The sequence below is a fragment of the Neobacillus sp. SAB-20_R2A genome, from assembly GCF_049568635.1.
Lineage (GTDB): Bacteria > Bacillota > Bacilli > Bacillales > Cytobacillaceae > Neobacillus > Neobacillus citreus.
In genome coordinates this window covers 3,125,103-3,139,340 of the sequence record NZ_CP145895.1, presented here as the reverse complement: position 1 = coordinate 3,139,340, position 14,238 = coordinate 3,125,103, and the positions used below count along the sequence as shown (strand labels likewise).

General features: G+C 36.9%; 9 protein-coding genes. All 9 read left to right on the top strand.

Features of this window, described 5'->3' with window-relative positions:
• The first annotated feature begins 6 nt into the window (after positions 1 to 6).
• The 9 genes from helD (at position 7) to V5M37_RS15250 (ending at position 13,999) form a co-directional block, all read left to right on the top strand.
• Positions 7 to 2,310 carry an RNA polymerase recycling motor HelD gene (helD, locus tag V5M37_RS15290; protein WP_423798040.1) on the top strand — a complete coding sequence of 768 codons (2,304 nt, stop codon included), beginning with the start codon at positions 7 to 9 and terminating at the stop codon, positions 2,308 to 2,310.
• A 215-nt stretch (positions 2,311 to 2,525) separates the two neighbouring features.
• Complete coding sequence (locus V5M37_RS15285) at positions 2,526 to 3,560, top strand: alpha/beta hydrolase (protein ID WP_423798039.1); 1,035 nt, start codon at positions 2,526 to 2,528, stop codon at positions 3,558 to 3,560.
• A gap of 42 nt (positions 3,561 to 3,602) precedes the next feature.
• Positions 3,603 to 4,076, top strand: coding sequence for a DinB family protein (locus V5M37_RS15280; protein ID WP_423798038.1), 474 nt, complete (start codon positions 3,603 to 3,605; stop codon positions 4,074 to 4,076).
• Positions 4,077 to 4,232: 156 nt separating this feature from the next.
• Positions 4,233 to 4,889: a GntR family transcriptional regulator gene (locus tag V5M37_RS15275; protein WP_423798037.1), complete on the top strand. Its 657-nt coding sequence runs from the start codon at positions 4,233 to 4,235 to the stop codon at positions 4,887 to 4,889.
• 210 nt (positions 4,890 to 5,099) lie between these two features.
• On the top strand, positions 5,100 to 6,476 hold the full coding sequence (locus V5M37_RS15270; protein WP_423798036.1) for a cytosine permease: 1,377 nt from the start codon (positions 5,100 to 5,102) through the stop codon (positions 6,474 to 6,476).
• Between the two features lie 37 nt (positions 6,477 to 6,513).
• On the top strand, positions 6,514 to 7,269 hold the full coding sequence (locus V5M37_RS15265) for an SDR family NAD(P)-dependent oxidoreductase (protein ID WP_423802628.1): 756 nt from the start codon (positions 6,514 to 6,516) through the stop codon (positions 7,267 to 7,269).
• Complete coding sequence (locus V5M37_RS15260) at positions 7,269 to 8,093, top strand: fumarylacetoacetate hydrolase family protein (protein WP_423798035.1); 825 nt, start codon at positions 7,269 to 7,271, stop codon at positions 8,091 to 8,093. Before V5M37_RS15265 ends, V5M37_RS15260 begins: the two co-directional genes overlap by 1 nt.
• Positions 8,060 to 9,466: a dihydropyrimidinase gene (hydA, locus tag V5M37_RS15255; RefSeq protein WP_423798034.1), complete on the top strand. Its 1,407-nt coding sequence runs from the start codon at positions 8,060 to 8,062 to the stop codon at positions 9,464 to 9,466. Before V5M37_RS15260 ends, hydA begins: the two co-directional genes overlap by 34 nt.
• A gap of 411 nt (positions 9,467 to 9,877) precedes the next feature.
• Positions 9,878 to 13,999 carry a tetratricopeptide repeat protein gene (locus tag V5M37_RS15250; RefSeq protein WP_423798033.1) on the top strand — a complete coding sequence of 1,374 codons (4,122 nt, stop codon included), beginning with the start codon at positions 9,878 to 9,880 and terminating at the stop codon, positions 13,997 to 13,999.
• Positions 14,000 to 14,238 lie beyond the last annotated feature (239 nt).

Below are 14,238 nucleotides of genomic sequence, written 5' to 3'. Positions count from 1 at the left end.
TATAGGATGGGTACTAAAGATCAAGTGTCTGTGAGTGGCCATAAAGATTATCAAGCAGAACTGGAGCGCTTAGAGTTTACGAAGGAATATATTCGGACTGTTTTGGAAATTTCGCAGGGGAATAGAAGATTTTTCGTTGAAAATATGAGGCAATCCTTTGCTGAACTGAATTCTAAGGATAGCAGTACGAGCTACACAGATCTCCTCGCCAATGCCAGTTTTCTTGAATTAGCGGAAAGTGAATTGAAACGGCTGGAGAGCGTGATTGGCAAACCATATTTTTCAAGGATTGATTTCACGAGTGACAGTACGAAAAAAGAAGAAATTTTGTATATAGGCAAGGTGTCACTGTTTGACCGTGTCACACAGCAACCGATTATTGTGGATTGGCGGTCGCCGATTGCCAATGTCTACTATGACGGCCGGCTCGGAGAGGTGTCCTATGACGCCTATGGGGAGACCCAAACAGGTTATTTATCTTTAAAGAGACAATATGACATTGTTGAGGGATACTTAAAAGAAATCAGTGATATCGATTTAACTACACATGATGAACTTTTGCAGAAATCTTTGTCAGGTAAAGCAGACAATCGCTTAACAGAAATTGTCGCGACCATCCAAAACGAGCAAAATGAAGTGATTCGGGCATCTCTGAAGCACCCCATCATTGTTCAAGGAGCGGCCGGAAGCGGGAAAACAACGATTGCACTCCATAGAATATCCTACTTTCTCTATTCCTTTGGCTTTCAATTTCCTCCCGAAAAATTAATGATACTAGCACCGAACCGACTGTTTATTGATTATATTTCTGCCGTCTTACCGGAACTCGGTGTCAACAAAATCAATCAAACCACCTATATCGATTTTATGAGAAGCTGTCTAGGCCAGAAAATAAAACTTTTTTCACCTAACTCCAAGTTGATGAAGCTCCTTGAAAATAACGGATCCAATAAATCGATGCAATGGGTTTCTAGTTATAAAGGCTCACTTGAATTTAAAGAATTAATCAACCGATATATCAAGGAATTAGAAAACAATCTTGCCCCAGAAGAGGATTTTGTGATTGAAATTTCCGTGCTCATGAGAGGGAAAAAGCTTAAAAGATTGTTTTTAAAAGAATATACGTACTTGCCAATTTACAAAAGGCTTGGAAAAATAAAAAACCTTTTAGAAGATGATCTAAAAAGGAAAAAATCCATTATGTTATCAAAACTGAACAAAAAATATGAGGAAGCACTAGAAAAAGTTCTTTATAACTGGAGGGAGGATCCAGAAAAAAGAAAGCAAAAAGTGGTCACCTTAATGGAAAGGAAGGAGCAACGGAAAAAGAGGATCGAGCAGGAGGCAAAGGTCGCTGTAAAGAAATATATGGATGCATTTGACATGAAAGATATTTTTACCTTGTATAAGGAACTAATGACTTCTCCAGATATGCTTCAAAAGCATTCCACCACTCTGACTGATCAAGAATGTAAGGTTCTAAGTAAATATTGTCAGCGTATCTTTGAACGGGGTGCATACGAACTTGAGGATTTAGCCCCGCTTTTTTATATGAAGGCAAAGCTAGAAGGCATTGATGAAAAATATAAAATGCGCAGTATTTTCATTGATGAGGCACAGGATTACAGCTATTTTCAATTTGCTGCATTAAAAGAAGGCTTTGAAACAGACTTGTTCACCATAGTGGGGGATTTGGCACAAGGCATTCACTCCTATCGGGGCTTGAATAGCTGGACACCGGTTTTGAAGGAGATTTTTCCGAACGCGAATTACCAAGCTCTTCAAAAAAGCTATCGGACAACCGTCGAAATCATGAACTTGGCAAACGATATCCTGATATTGATTGATCAGGAATTGCCGAAGGTCGAACCTGTCATTCGTCATGGTCAAAAACCACTCTATAAAAAGATTGATCCTGTGAAATTGGAACAGGTGAGGCTGCTGCTGGAACAGGATATATCCTCACTCAAAGAGGAAGAGCTGCACTCCATTGCGATTATTGGACGTACCGATAAAGAATGCCAGAGAATACAACAACTCTTGGAAAATAGCCAACTTCCAATACAGTTATTAGAAGAAAAACAAGAAATGAAGAAGGGGCATATCGTGATTTTGCCATCATATTTATCAAAAGGCTTGGAGTTTGATGCTGTATTGCTCGTCTGCCTAGAAGAACCATACTCACAAGCAGATCTGGACATCAAATTGTTGTACGTCTCAATGACAAGACCTATGCACCGCTTGTATCTGTATGGGAGAGAACAGGCGGACTTTTTATTAAATAGGGCGGAATCTATTCATTTTGAGTAAGCACGGGGACGGTTCTTCTGCCTCATTTTCACTTTGAAAATGAGATACGAGAACCGTCCCTGTGTCTCAAAACTGCGAGAAATATTCTGGCAGTTTTTTTGTGTTCAAGATTCTTTCTTTATTGGAAAAGATCGCAATCCAGATAATGTAAATTAGGTTATAATCAGCTTATAAGATTTCTATTTTATATGAATGAAAAAGGGGGGAAGATTCAAATGAAAATTTTTAAAAAAAGTGATTATACGATCACGGAGAACGGAATCAGCCAAATTGAAACTATTCCAATTGGCGGTATTAAACAAAGCATCCTTATCCAGACTGAAAAACCTGGAAGTCCTGTCCTGCTCTTTATTCATGGAGGCCCCAGTATGCCTGTTCCTGGTGTATCAAATCGAGGCACTGATTACACATTGGTCATGACCACCAAAGAATTAATTAAACATTTTACCGTGGTTTTTTGGGACCAACGCGGTACAGGAAAATCTTTTTCCAAAGATATACCAAAAGAAACCATGAACTTGAAGCAATTTATCGATGATGCCAAAGATGTCACAGATTATTTAAGATCTCGGTTCAAGCAAGACCAACTGCATCTGGCGGCTCATTCCTGGGGAAGTGTAATCGGTTTATACCTTGCGTACAAATATCCGGAAAAATACTATTCCTATACGGGTTTTTCCCAGATTACGAACTGGGTAGAAAATGATAAGTTAAGCTATAAGTGGCTGGTGCAGAAGGCCACTGAGACAAACAACAAACGGGCGTTAGCGGAGCTTGCGGCCGTGGGAGAACCGCCTTATACGAAGGATTTTAAACAGTGGTCTGTTATCAGGAAATGGCAGTTAAAATATCGTACTATGTTTTATGATGCAGGTGACAAAAAGTCTGCTACCTTTTTTTCAGGGCTAAAAATCATGCTGCGTTCGCCGGATTATTCTCTAATAGATATTTATAATTCTCTTGTGAGAGGTTTTAAGCTTTCGTATACAGATGCAATCATCCACGACATCAATTCATTTGATTTTTTCAGCGAGGCGCCATCCTTAAATTTACCGGTTATATTTATCCATGGAAGGAAAGAAAAACATGTCATGCCTGAACTCATCACTCGATATTTCGAAGTACTTGATGCCCCCAAAGGAAAATCATTATATTGGTCTGAGAAATCCTCACATGCTTTTCACATTGACGATGCAAGAGAAAATGAGCAAAGACTTATAAGCCATTTATTAGAGGCGCAAGGTTCATAACGTACCTACCAAGAACATTAGAGTTAAGGAGTTAAAGGAAAAATGAGAAAAGATCAAATTATCAAAGAAAAAATAAGTTTAGTAGAATGGGTTGATTCTTTAAAGGAAATTTCAAATGATCTTTGGTTTAGGCCTTTTAAAGAAGGGGCATGGGGGATTGCAGATGTTATTTCCCATTTTATTTCATGGGACAAATTTTTAATAACCAATAGAGTAGCCTGTATTTATCATCATGAGGAATTTCCAGAGGTAAATATAGATGTAGAAGCTGTTAATAAAAATGCATCACAATATGCTAGATCAGGTATTTCCCAAGAGGCGCTCATCACGGAGTTTATCACTGTTCGAAAGGAACTTGTGTACTTTTTACAAAAGATCCCAGAAGGAACATTCACCGAACCTTACCCTGGAAGAGAACACATGACAATAGGTGAGTACTTTGCAGGAATGATCGAGCATGACTTAAAACATAGAGAACAAATAGAGGAACATATTAAAAAGGAATATTCCAGCTAATAACAGTTATCACCTCAGCCTCTAAGGCTGTTTTTTTTGATTCAAATTTCCTAATTTAATGAATTTTCAGAAAATAGTATTGAATTTATATTTATTTATGTTACAATTTTTGTAAACGGTCGATGGTATATTGTCGACAGTATGGGAGGTGTCTTTTTGAATAACAATGTAGTTCGTAGTGTCCCTTTTCATTTACAGATCTATCGACTTATAAGGGAACAAATTATTTCCGGTCAGAGAAAGCCGAAGGAAAGACTGCTTGAGGCGAAAATTGCAAAGGAATTAAATGTAAGTAGAACACCTGTCCGCGAAGCGCTTAGAATGTTAGAGCAGGATGGTCTCATTATAAATGTTGAAAACGCTTTAATTGTCTTTCCCATGCAATTCGAGGATATCGAGGAGGTCTATCAATGCAGAATAGCCACGGAACCATACGCTGCTTATTTAGCTGCTGACACTCTGTCCAACTCTGATTTATCACAGCTGGAAAAATATATTCAACAAGCTGAGGCAGCATACCAAAATCAATCATTTGAAGAAGTGGTAGAGTCGAATACACATTTTCATGACTTAATTGTTTGTGCATCCGGCAATAAAAGGTTAATAGAAATCAATGATCGCCTGAGTTCATTAATTCTATTGTTCAGAAACGCAGAACTCAAGGAATTCAGCAGACCTAGAGATTATTTAGAAGAACATAGATTAATCCTAGATGCATTGAAGAGCAAAAATAAATCAGAGGTAGAAAAATTAGTACGTATACACATTGAAAATGACTGGTCTTACCTTAAACAAAAGCTTCTTGATCATTAAAATACATGAATCGATGAATTTGAAAAATTTTTAAAATTTTAAGGAGGTGAGGTTATTAGAAGGGGATGAAATGACATAATCCAATAAAAAGGTTGTAGTGAGTATGTAATTAGTTCTGGGAGCGGAGTCACGTCTTTGTCACATAAAAATATGAGTAAGTAAATCAATTAGGGTACTAAAACAAAAAGTACCTTTGAAAGGGGATTTATGATGGATAAAAATGGAACTGATTTAAATGGTCTTAACCCTATACCCGAAAAGGACCGACCTTTGACTTTGGCACCTTACGTACTTTCTTTCTGGTCTACTGCAATAATTATTCAGGTAATGGCGATTGGGACCTTTTTATTAAAGGGCGGACTCAACCTATATCAGGTCTTAGCTGTCGGTGTTATATCTGGTGTGCTTGTAGCGACCTTTTGTACTATAAACTCTTTTGCTGGCATCAAAAATGGAATCCCATTTATTGTTCAACTCCGTTCAAGCTTTGGGTATAAAGGAGCAAAAGTAGCTTATATCCTTCGTATTGTTCCGGCTATCTGTTGGTACGGAATAGGTACTTGGCTAGGAGCATTAGCAATTAATCAAGTCATGATGACTCTTTTCAGCTTACCTGAAATGAAGTTTCCTTATTTCTTTATTTTAACCATCATTCATATTTTTCTATCATATCGGGGAATCAAGGATATTACATGGTTCAACGCTGCGGTTGCGACTGTAATTTGTGTCATCTTGGTGTATTTCTTTGGAATCATTCTTTTCGAAGGTCAATTGGATTTTAGTAAGTATACTCACACACCAGGATCATGGGGAATCCTTTTCTTTGGTGGAATTTCGGCTGCAACGGCGAACTGGGCGACAGTTATGCTCAATAACTCTGACTTAGGACGCCAGCTTAGACCGGCGACTGGCAAAGCCGGGTTTATTGGTAACTTTATCGGCATTATCCCGCCTTGGATTTCCATGGTGCTTATTGGTATGCTCATTTTTATTGCAAATGGAAATGACGATCCTATTGCAGGGTTAATGGCGTTAGCGCCTAATAAAACCTTTGGATTAATTCTAATGGTATTCATTATTCTTGCACAAATCACCTCTAACTTAACTACTAGTGTCTTACCTGCTGCGTTGGCTTTTCAAGATTTATTTAAAGTAAAGTGGTCCACAGGTGCGATTATCTCAGCCTCTTTATCAGCCGTCACGATGCCTTGGGTACTTTTTACAAGTGAATGGTTCTTTACTTTCCAGAATATCTACTCATCTTTCCTAGGACCTGTTTTGGGTATTTTAATTGCCGATTATTGGATTTTAAGAAAAGGCAAACTTAACCTTGATTATCTTTATAACCAAGAAACCCGCGCATACCGGTATTTTAAAGGGTTTAGTCCGGCAGCTTTCTTGGCAATGTTGATTGGAGCCATCATCTCTTTCAACAACCTTGATGTTGCGTGGTTGGTTGGGTTTCCTTCAACCTTTGTTATTTACTTAATCCTAAAGAAAGCAGGAGTCGAAAAGAAATTTGAGATTCACGATCCTTTACTTACTGACGACACAAAAAATGATTCAGTAAATTTTAGTGCTAACTAATCTACCATATTTTTAGAATTAGAGAGGAAGGTTATTGATGAAATTACAAGGGAAAAAGGCGTTAATTACCGGTGGATCAACTGGAATTGGAAAGGAAATCGCCCTTGCATATGCCAGGGAGGGTGCAGACCTTGCTATAAATTACTTTAAAACCGAAGAACAGGCCAATGCCCTAAAGGAACAAATTGAAGAACAATATGGAAGAAAAGTAATTTTGATTGAAGGAGATGTAAGTGAAGTTGACCAAGTAGATAATATGGTTCAAGCAGCCCTTGAGGGTCTGGGAGCTATCGATATTCTCGTTACCAGTGCTGGGATTACCCATCAAGGGTATGTTCAGGATTTAACAGTTGAAGAATGGGACCGAATGATTAAGGTGAACATGCGTGGACCATTCCTTTGTGTAAAAAATGTCTTACCACATATGTTAGAAAGAAAATTTGGGAGAATTATCAATATCGCTTCTCAATTAGGTCAAATAGGTGGAATAGAAAATGCCCATTATGCGGCTTCTAAAGCAGGAGTGATCGGATTTACAAAATCAGTAGCACGAGAAGTGAGCAAATACGGCATTACTGCAAACTGTATTGCACCAGGTCCAATCGCTACTCCTTTCTTGTTGGAAGGCTATGACGAAGCATGGAAAGAAAGAAAACAAAGTTCACTCCCTCTAGGACGATTTGGCAGGCCCGAAGAAGTGGCGCCTACCGCCGTATTGCTAGCGTCCGATCCGGATGGCAATATTTATACAGGACAGACGCTTGGTCCCAATTCCGGAGATGTAATGCTGTAATGAAATATGTTCGTTTTGAAACCCCGGATACGGAGGTTAAATATGGTGTAGTAGATGGAGAAAAAATTCATGTTATCAAGGGGAGTATTTTCAATAGCTACGAAATCGGCACTGAAAGCTATTTCTTTGATCAAGTAAAACTATTAGCACCTGTTGGACCTTCAAAAATAATTGGCTTCGGACTTAATTACCAAGACCATGCGGAAGAAATTGGCGAATCCCTGCCAAAGGAGCCTATGTTTTTTCTAAAACCGCCTAATAGTATTATTGGACATTATGAAAATATTATTTACCCAAAACACACAAAAAATCTTCATTACGAAGTAGAACTCGCCATTGTTATAGGGAAAACAGCTAAAAATATCTCTTATCACGAAGCTAGCAATTATATATTGGGCTATACGATTGGCAATGATCTTACTGCGCGGGATCTGCAAGAAATAGACGGCCAATGGGGGAGAGCAAAAGGATTCGATACATTCTGCCCCTTAGGCCCGTGGATTGAGACAGATGTACAGGATGTAAACAACTTAAAAATCGTGCTTAAGGTAAATGATAAAGTAAAGCAAAACTCTAACACTAAAAATCTAAGCTTTAATTGTTACAAACTGATAGAATTTGTCTCGCAAATCACAACTTTATTCCCGGGTGATGTTATTTTGACTGGGACCCCCGGTGGAGCTGGTCCTTTGCAAATTGGAGATAAAGTTGAAGCTTATATTGAAAATATAGGAACATTAGAAAATACTGTCACTAGATGTGTAGATAGTGAGTTTGGAGGGATAGAAAAGTGCGGACAATTATTCAAAACGGTACCATTGTGACTTCCGGAGGCGTTTTTAAAGCAGACGTTGAGATACAAGGAGAATCGATTACTTCTATTTCACAGACAGTCAAACCAGAAAACGGAGACCGAATTATCGATGCCAGTAATCAATACATTTTTCCAGGTGGCATAGATGTTCATACCCATCTTGCTTGGCCGTTTCAGAGTACTGGAACTGCAGATGATTTTGTAAGTGGAACGAAAGCAGCAGCAGTAGGCGGGATTACCAGTATTATTAACTTTACGAACCCGAAAAGAGGAGCATCTTTAATTGATACTCAAAAAGAGTGGATTGAAAAAGGAAATCAAGCTGTTATCGATTATGGGCTGCATGCCATTATCAATGAATATAGTGATAGAGTCCTAGAAGAATTACCTGTTTTAGCAGAAGAATATGGTGTCAGTTCGATTAAATTGTTCATGGCATATAAAGGCGAAATGATGGTTAATGACCTTGAAATGTATAAGATCATGAAAAAGGCCGGAGAGCTTGGAATTATTACCAATGTTCATGCTGAAAATGGTGATGTCATTGATGAACTGGTTAGACAGGCCATCGCTGAAGGAAAAACAGCTCCCATTTATCATGGATATACCAGGCCTACAGTTTTGGAGGCTGAAGCTACAGGCAGAGCGCTTGCCATTGCCGAGGCTGCCGATGCACCGGTCTATATCGTTCACGTCAGCTGTGCCGATGCTTTAAAGAAAGTAGACGAAGCAAAGAAACGCGGGGTCAAAGCCTTTGCCGAAACCTGTCCTCAATACTTGGTTTTGGATATCAGTTATTTAGATTTGCCAAACTTTGAAGGCGCCAAATATGTTTGTTCTCCGCCACTCAGAGAGAAATGGAACCAGGATGTATTATGGAATGGAATCAGTAACGGAATTATTTCAGTGATTGGCTCGGATCATTGTCCGTTCCGATTTGAAGGCCAGAAAACTCTTGGCAAAGATGATTTTTCAAAAATACCAAATGGTGTGCCTGGTCTGGAAGATATTTTTTCACTCTTGTATCATTTTGGTGTAAACGAAGGACGGATTTCGTTGCAGAAATTTGTAGAAATCATCAGTACGGGTCCTGCTGAATTGTTTGGAATGTCGAAAAAAGGCTCCATTTCAGTTGGTAAGGATGCAGATATAGTGATTCTTGACCCTAACCGTTCAAGAGTGATTACAGCTGAAACCCAATATCAGAATCTGGATTATAATGCCTATGAAGGTATGAAAGTTCAAGGTTTGATTACGAATGTTTTATCTCGTGGCGAGTTGATTGTAAAGGATGCAATCTTTATCGGAGAACAGGGACGAGGCAAATATATTTATCGAGACCGGCTTCATAACAAACAGTTTGAGTTATCAAAAAATACTTAAAAAATATCTTAATGCCCAAGGGTCAACTGGGATACGTTTTAAGGTTCAATATGATAAATATGAGCACAATTAGAGAGTAAAATCGAAATGGTTTTACTCTCTTTTGAATGTTGGCGCTCTTTATTCCCTTCCAGCATTTTTTATTCTTGAGGTAGTCCTCCAGTTTAGCAGAAATTCCTGCGAACCCTTCTTTTTTACTAATTATACAAATCACAATTTATCATTTCTTAAATTTTTTTGTGTTTAAACTACTTAATAAGACCTAAACAAATCATAAAATGTAATTTAAAATAGAGTTAAAAAAGAAAATATTTTAATAGATTCCAAAAATGTAACAAAGAGCAGGTACTAAAGGAATTGAGCATATTATTACTTATTTGGGATTTCAAGATTTAAAAAGGAGTAAATGCCATGCAATTATATCGGGAATTAAAAGCTATAGATAGTAACTACCCTTTTGTTTATGAGATTTATGACGGAGATCGTAAAGAAGGCCTGCCGGAATTTATCCGAGAAGTTAAGAATAAGGAAGAAATCTATATCTCTTTTGATGCTCATGCTGAGCATTCTTTAATTCATGTCATCGTACGTGAATTATACAGTTTTTACCAAGAAGAGGCACCAAACTTAATAGATAATTTAAAGAAAATAGGTTTTGGTACCACAAAAATAAGCTTGTTTCTAAGTGGAAAGCTGCTGACTGGTGGTTTTATTTACTTGATGGCTCCTTGGATAGGCTCTTTAATTACAGTCACGCAATGGACCAATAAAGATGAAGAGAAAGAAGAGAAGCACAAGCTCGCGCTGAAGGCTCTTAAGAAATTTAAGGAAGAGGAAGAACATATCAACCAATTGGATACACTCATTCTGGCTATGACCAGATTACTATTTACATTGAATTATACAAAAAAAATTTTCGTACATATAAAACATCCCGAGAACTTAAACACGATAGATCTTCAATTTTTAATTACTTATTACAGCTTATTCAAAGACCAATTTTCAAGGACTCAGATTGCTCAGGAAACGGGTTTGTTTTCTGTTTACGATAATATTGAAGCGACTAGTCCGCTAGTGACCATTTTAGAGTGGGGGAACTTAAAGCCTCGGGACAGCTTAGCGGATTCCTATTTCGAGGATGACATGATAAACCCTCAATTAAAATTGTGGCGCTGGTTTTTAAGAAGATACAAAATGGTTGATGATTTATATATTAAATATATTCCTGATATGCCAAACAGTGAAGACGTCTTTGTTGGTCGGCATGAGCTGATTTCTTCATTAAAAGACACTTTTGCTATTGCCAAAGATATATCTAAACCAATGATTAGGACACTGGCTGGAAATTCTGGCATGGGGAAAAGTACAATCGCCAAGCAATTTAGGGACGAACTGCTTAGGGTGGATGCTGCAAAAATTCATTTTGTTAACACAAATTACAGTTCCGAACTGATTGGGGTAAGTAAAGGTCTAACGGAAATTCGCAATGCCATAAATAAATTAAACGTCAAAATTAATCCCACCTTTACTAGAAGAATTAAAAACGTTTTAGTCGGGAATGAAAAAGTGAAAGAAAAGGTGTCTTCTTTAAGCAGATTATTTAATGTTTCTTCTGATATGGAAAGTTTGCTCTCACCGATACTAAGTGTTAAAGGTGCCAGTTTAGGGGCTATAGGCGAAGTGATTTCCGGCGTTTCAGCAATAAAGGATTCCTTAGAGCTTAAAAACAGTTTCCAGGATACGACCTATAATATAGCTTCATTAAATATATCTAACCAGGAGAACGGAAATTCCATTCAAGAAATTATAAAGGGACTTACCCAAGATGCGTTAAAATTGCTTGAAAAGATTAAAGAAAATAATGAAACCCTTGTTTGGATTGTCGACGACTTCCAATGGATGGACGAAGAATCAGCGATGTTTTTTACCCTTTTGCTTGATGAATTGGATAATATGAGAATCCCGGTTATGTTTTTATTTTTAGAAAGACAGTCAGACAGTATCAGTAGAATAAACTCTTTTGTCCGATTAGAGCACTTTAAAAAACTGCACAAAATGCTTGAACACACCTTGATGAAAATCGAGGGATTCCAAGCAAAAGATATTGAAAAGTACTTAACGGAAATTATGAAAAATGATCAACAAAAGAATTTGACGGAAACAGTAGCAACTGCGCTTGCAGAATGGTTTCAGATTGACAAGGGAAAACAATTAGAACCTCTATTCTTAAAGGAAACCGTGAATTTGTTCCAAGATTCCTTAAATCAGCAATCTTCCCTTTTCGTTTATGATTCCGAATATAAAAGGTGGAACTGGGCTAAAAACCATCCTCAGGAGCTAGCGGCGCTTGTTCGAAAAAACTTGAATGAATGGTATGCTTCCAGTGAGCAAACCGACCGAATGGCCGAAAAATTTACTCCAATGATACAGGCGGTGTTAGAGGAAAGAATCTCACGATTAAGCAAGCATTTCCACAGCAATTTAGGAATAAAGTTGATTCATTTTCTCGAAGCAGGCGCTTTTATTGGGGAACCTATGAGTATAAAATCAGCGTTAAAATATGTAACTGGAAATGAACAGGCAGAGGTAAGTCAAAACGTATTAGATGAAATTGAATTTACATATATGATTTTAGTCCGTTTTTATTCAAAAACTAGTTTATCCTCGTTATATTACCTATTTGCCCACTCTGTCTATAAAGAATTTTTAGAAATGAGATATTTGCTAAAAAGAAAAGACTCCGAGATTAATAATGAACATGTTCAAATGTTTAAGCTTATTGACGAGGAATTAAGTGAAATGCTTGAGGAGGACTTAGAAGAGGAAATTATTGTGCCTCTATTAAAATCTGCCTTTAAGCACGGAAGCTATGCAACAGATGAAACAATGATTGAACGAACTTTGAAATTTTCTCACCAAATAATTCAATACGACTTAGGGAATTTAAAATTTGACAACGCTCTAAATCAATGTGATTCCACTATTCAATTAAGTATGAAACACTTTGGCGATAAGGATTTCCACACGATAGAAGCCTTAAACCAAAAAGCAGCTATTTACTATGAGGCAGGAGACTATAAAGAAGCAATTAAGTTATTAAAAGAAATTTATCCAGTAACAAATGGATCTGAATGGCAGGAGCTTGATATAGCGGTTAAAAATAACCTTGGAATCAACTACCGTCATCTTGGGGATTATCCCAAGGCTATCAAATACTACAATCAGGTCTTGGAATTTAACGGGCTTGATCAGACATCAAAAATGACAATTATGAACAATCTTGCAGTAGCGTATAAAAATAGTGAAAAGTATACTGATGCTGAGCGAATGTATAAAGACTTATTAAAAATTTGCGATACTAAAGATAATACTGAATATCAAGAAATGAAAGTAGATGTTTTACATAATCTTGGCAGGTTATACGAATCAATTAGAGAGTACGATAAAGCGGCTTCTGTAACTGAAGAAGCCTTTATGAAAAATAAGGAAAAATATGGATTAGAGAATTATAAAACTGTAAAGGTAATGAATTCACTTGGCTCGATATATAAAGAGCTGAAACACCCTGAAGCAGAGAAACTTCTCTATGATTCGATGAGCCTATTTGAAAAGCTACTGCCTCCTTTGCATAAGGATATAGCTTTAGCCTATCAAAGTTATGCTTCGTACTTGTATTCCAAAAACCCGAATGATTTGCGAGCAGAGCAATATATCAGGAAGGCATTGAAAATTTTTATTTATGGTGTCGGGGAAGAAGAAAACATTTACTTTGCTCAAATGTTAGACAGTTTTGGTCTTATCAGTTTAGAAACAAAAAAATATCGGAAGGCAGAAAAACTTTTATTAAAATCAATTTCCATTAAGAAAAAGATTCTTGAACCATTAAGTCCAGATCTTGGTCAAAGCATAGCAGCTTTAGGTCATTGCTATTTAGACAGTAAACAAGAGGATAAAGGACTTCCTTTGCTTTGCAGAGCATTGGAAATCATGAAGTTAGATAACTTTGAATATTATGTTGTGGGAATTACCCATACCATTATGAATTACTATTTACAATCAAACGATATTAAGGGGGTTATTTCCTTTCTAGAAAAAGAAGTGGAAGGCTGGTATCCTAAAATTCTTCCAAGTAAGAAATATATTGAATTCGTTGACATACTCATTAAGTTTTACGAGAAAGATAAAGAGTATGAAAAGGCTAAGAAGTATTTGCCATATCTCATAGAAAACACGAAGCGTCATTTTGGACCAAATAGTAAGGCACTTGCTATCTCATATAACTACAGTGGAATGCTTGAAACTTACCTTGGAAAACCCCAAAACCTGAAACTAGCAGAAAATTATTTAAATAATGCTATCAAAATAATGAAAAGTTATCATAAAATGGATAAAAAGAATTTACACACTTGTACCCAAAATATGATGAAACTGCTCTTAGTACTGAATAATCCTCAAAAAACAAATAAATTTATTAAAGAGAATAATTTGGATATGATGGATTTTATTTCGGCAAATCCTCGAAGTTTTCATTGATGGGCAATTTTTAGAAATTTGCTGTTTAGAAGGGGATGAAATCTTTTCATGGATGAGCAAGATAATGGTAGAATGGCCTAAACATTTTTAGAATGAAAGCAAAATTATAAAAGCACATGCCGGTACATTGCCCATTTTGCGATGTCCGGTTTTATTTTTGTAAAATATACTTTACTTAATGTAAAGTTTATATTACATTATGTATAACAGATTTTACCAAATATAAAAAAAAATAAAGT

Excerpts from the sequence above, each read along its gene's own strand:
- V5M37_RS15265 (WP_423802628.1), top strand. The coding sequence starts at position 6,514 with ATGAAATTACAAGGGAAAAAGGCGTTAATTACCGGTGGATCAACTGGA.
- V5M37_RS15260 (WP_423798035.1), top strand. The coding sequence starts at position 7,269 with ATGAAATATGTTCGTTTTGAAACCCCGGATACGGAGGTTAAATATGGT.
- helD (WP_423798040.1), top strand. The coding sequence starts at position 7 with ATGGGTACTAAAGATCAAGTGTCTGTGAGTGGCCATAAAGATTATCAA.
- V5M37_RS15250 (WP_423798033.1), top strand. The coding sequence starts at position 9,878 with ATGCAATTATATCGGGAATTAAAAGCTATAGATAGTAACTACCCTTTT.
- V5M37_RS15285 (WP_423798039.1), top strand. The coding sequence starts at position 2,526 with ATGAAAATTTTTAAAAAAAGTGATTATACGATCACGGAGAACGGAATC.
- V5M37_RS15270 (WP_423798036.1), top strand. The coding sequence starts at position 5,100 with ATGGATAAAAATGGAACTGATTTAAATGGTCTTAACCCTATACCCGAA.
- V5M37_RS15280 (WP_423798038.1), top strand. The coding sequence starts at position 3,603 with ATGAGAAAAGATCAAATTATCAAAGAAAAAATAAGTTTAGTAGAATGG.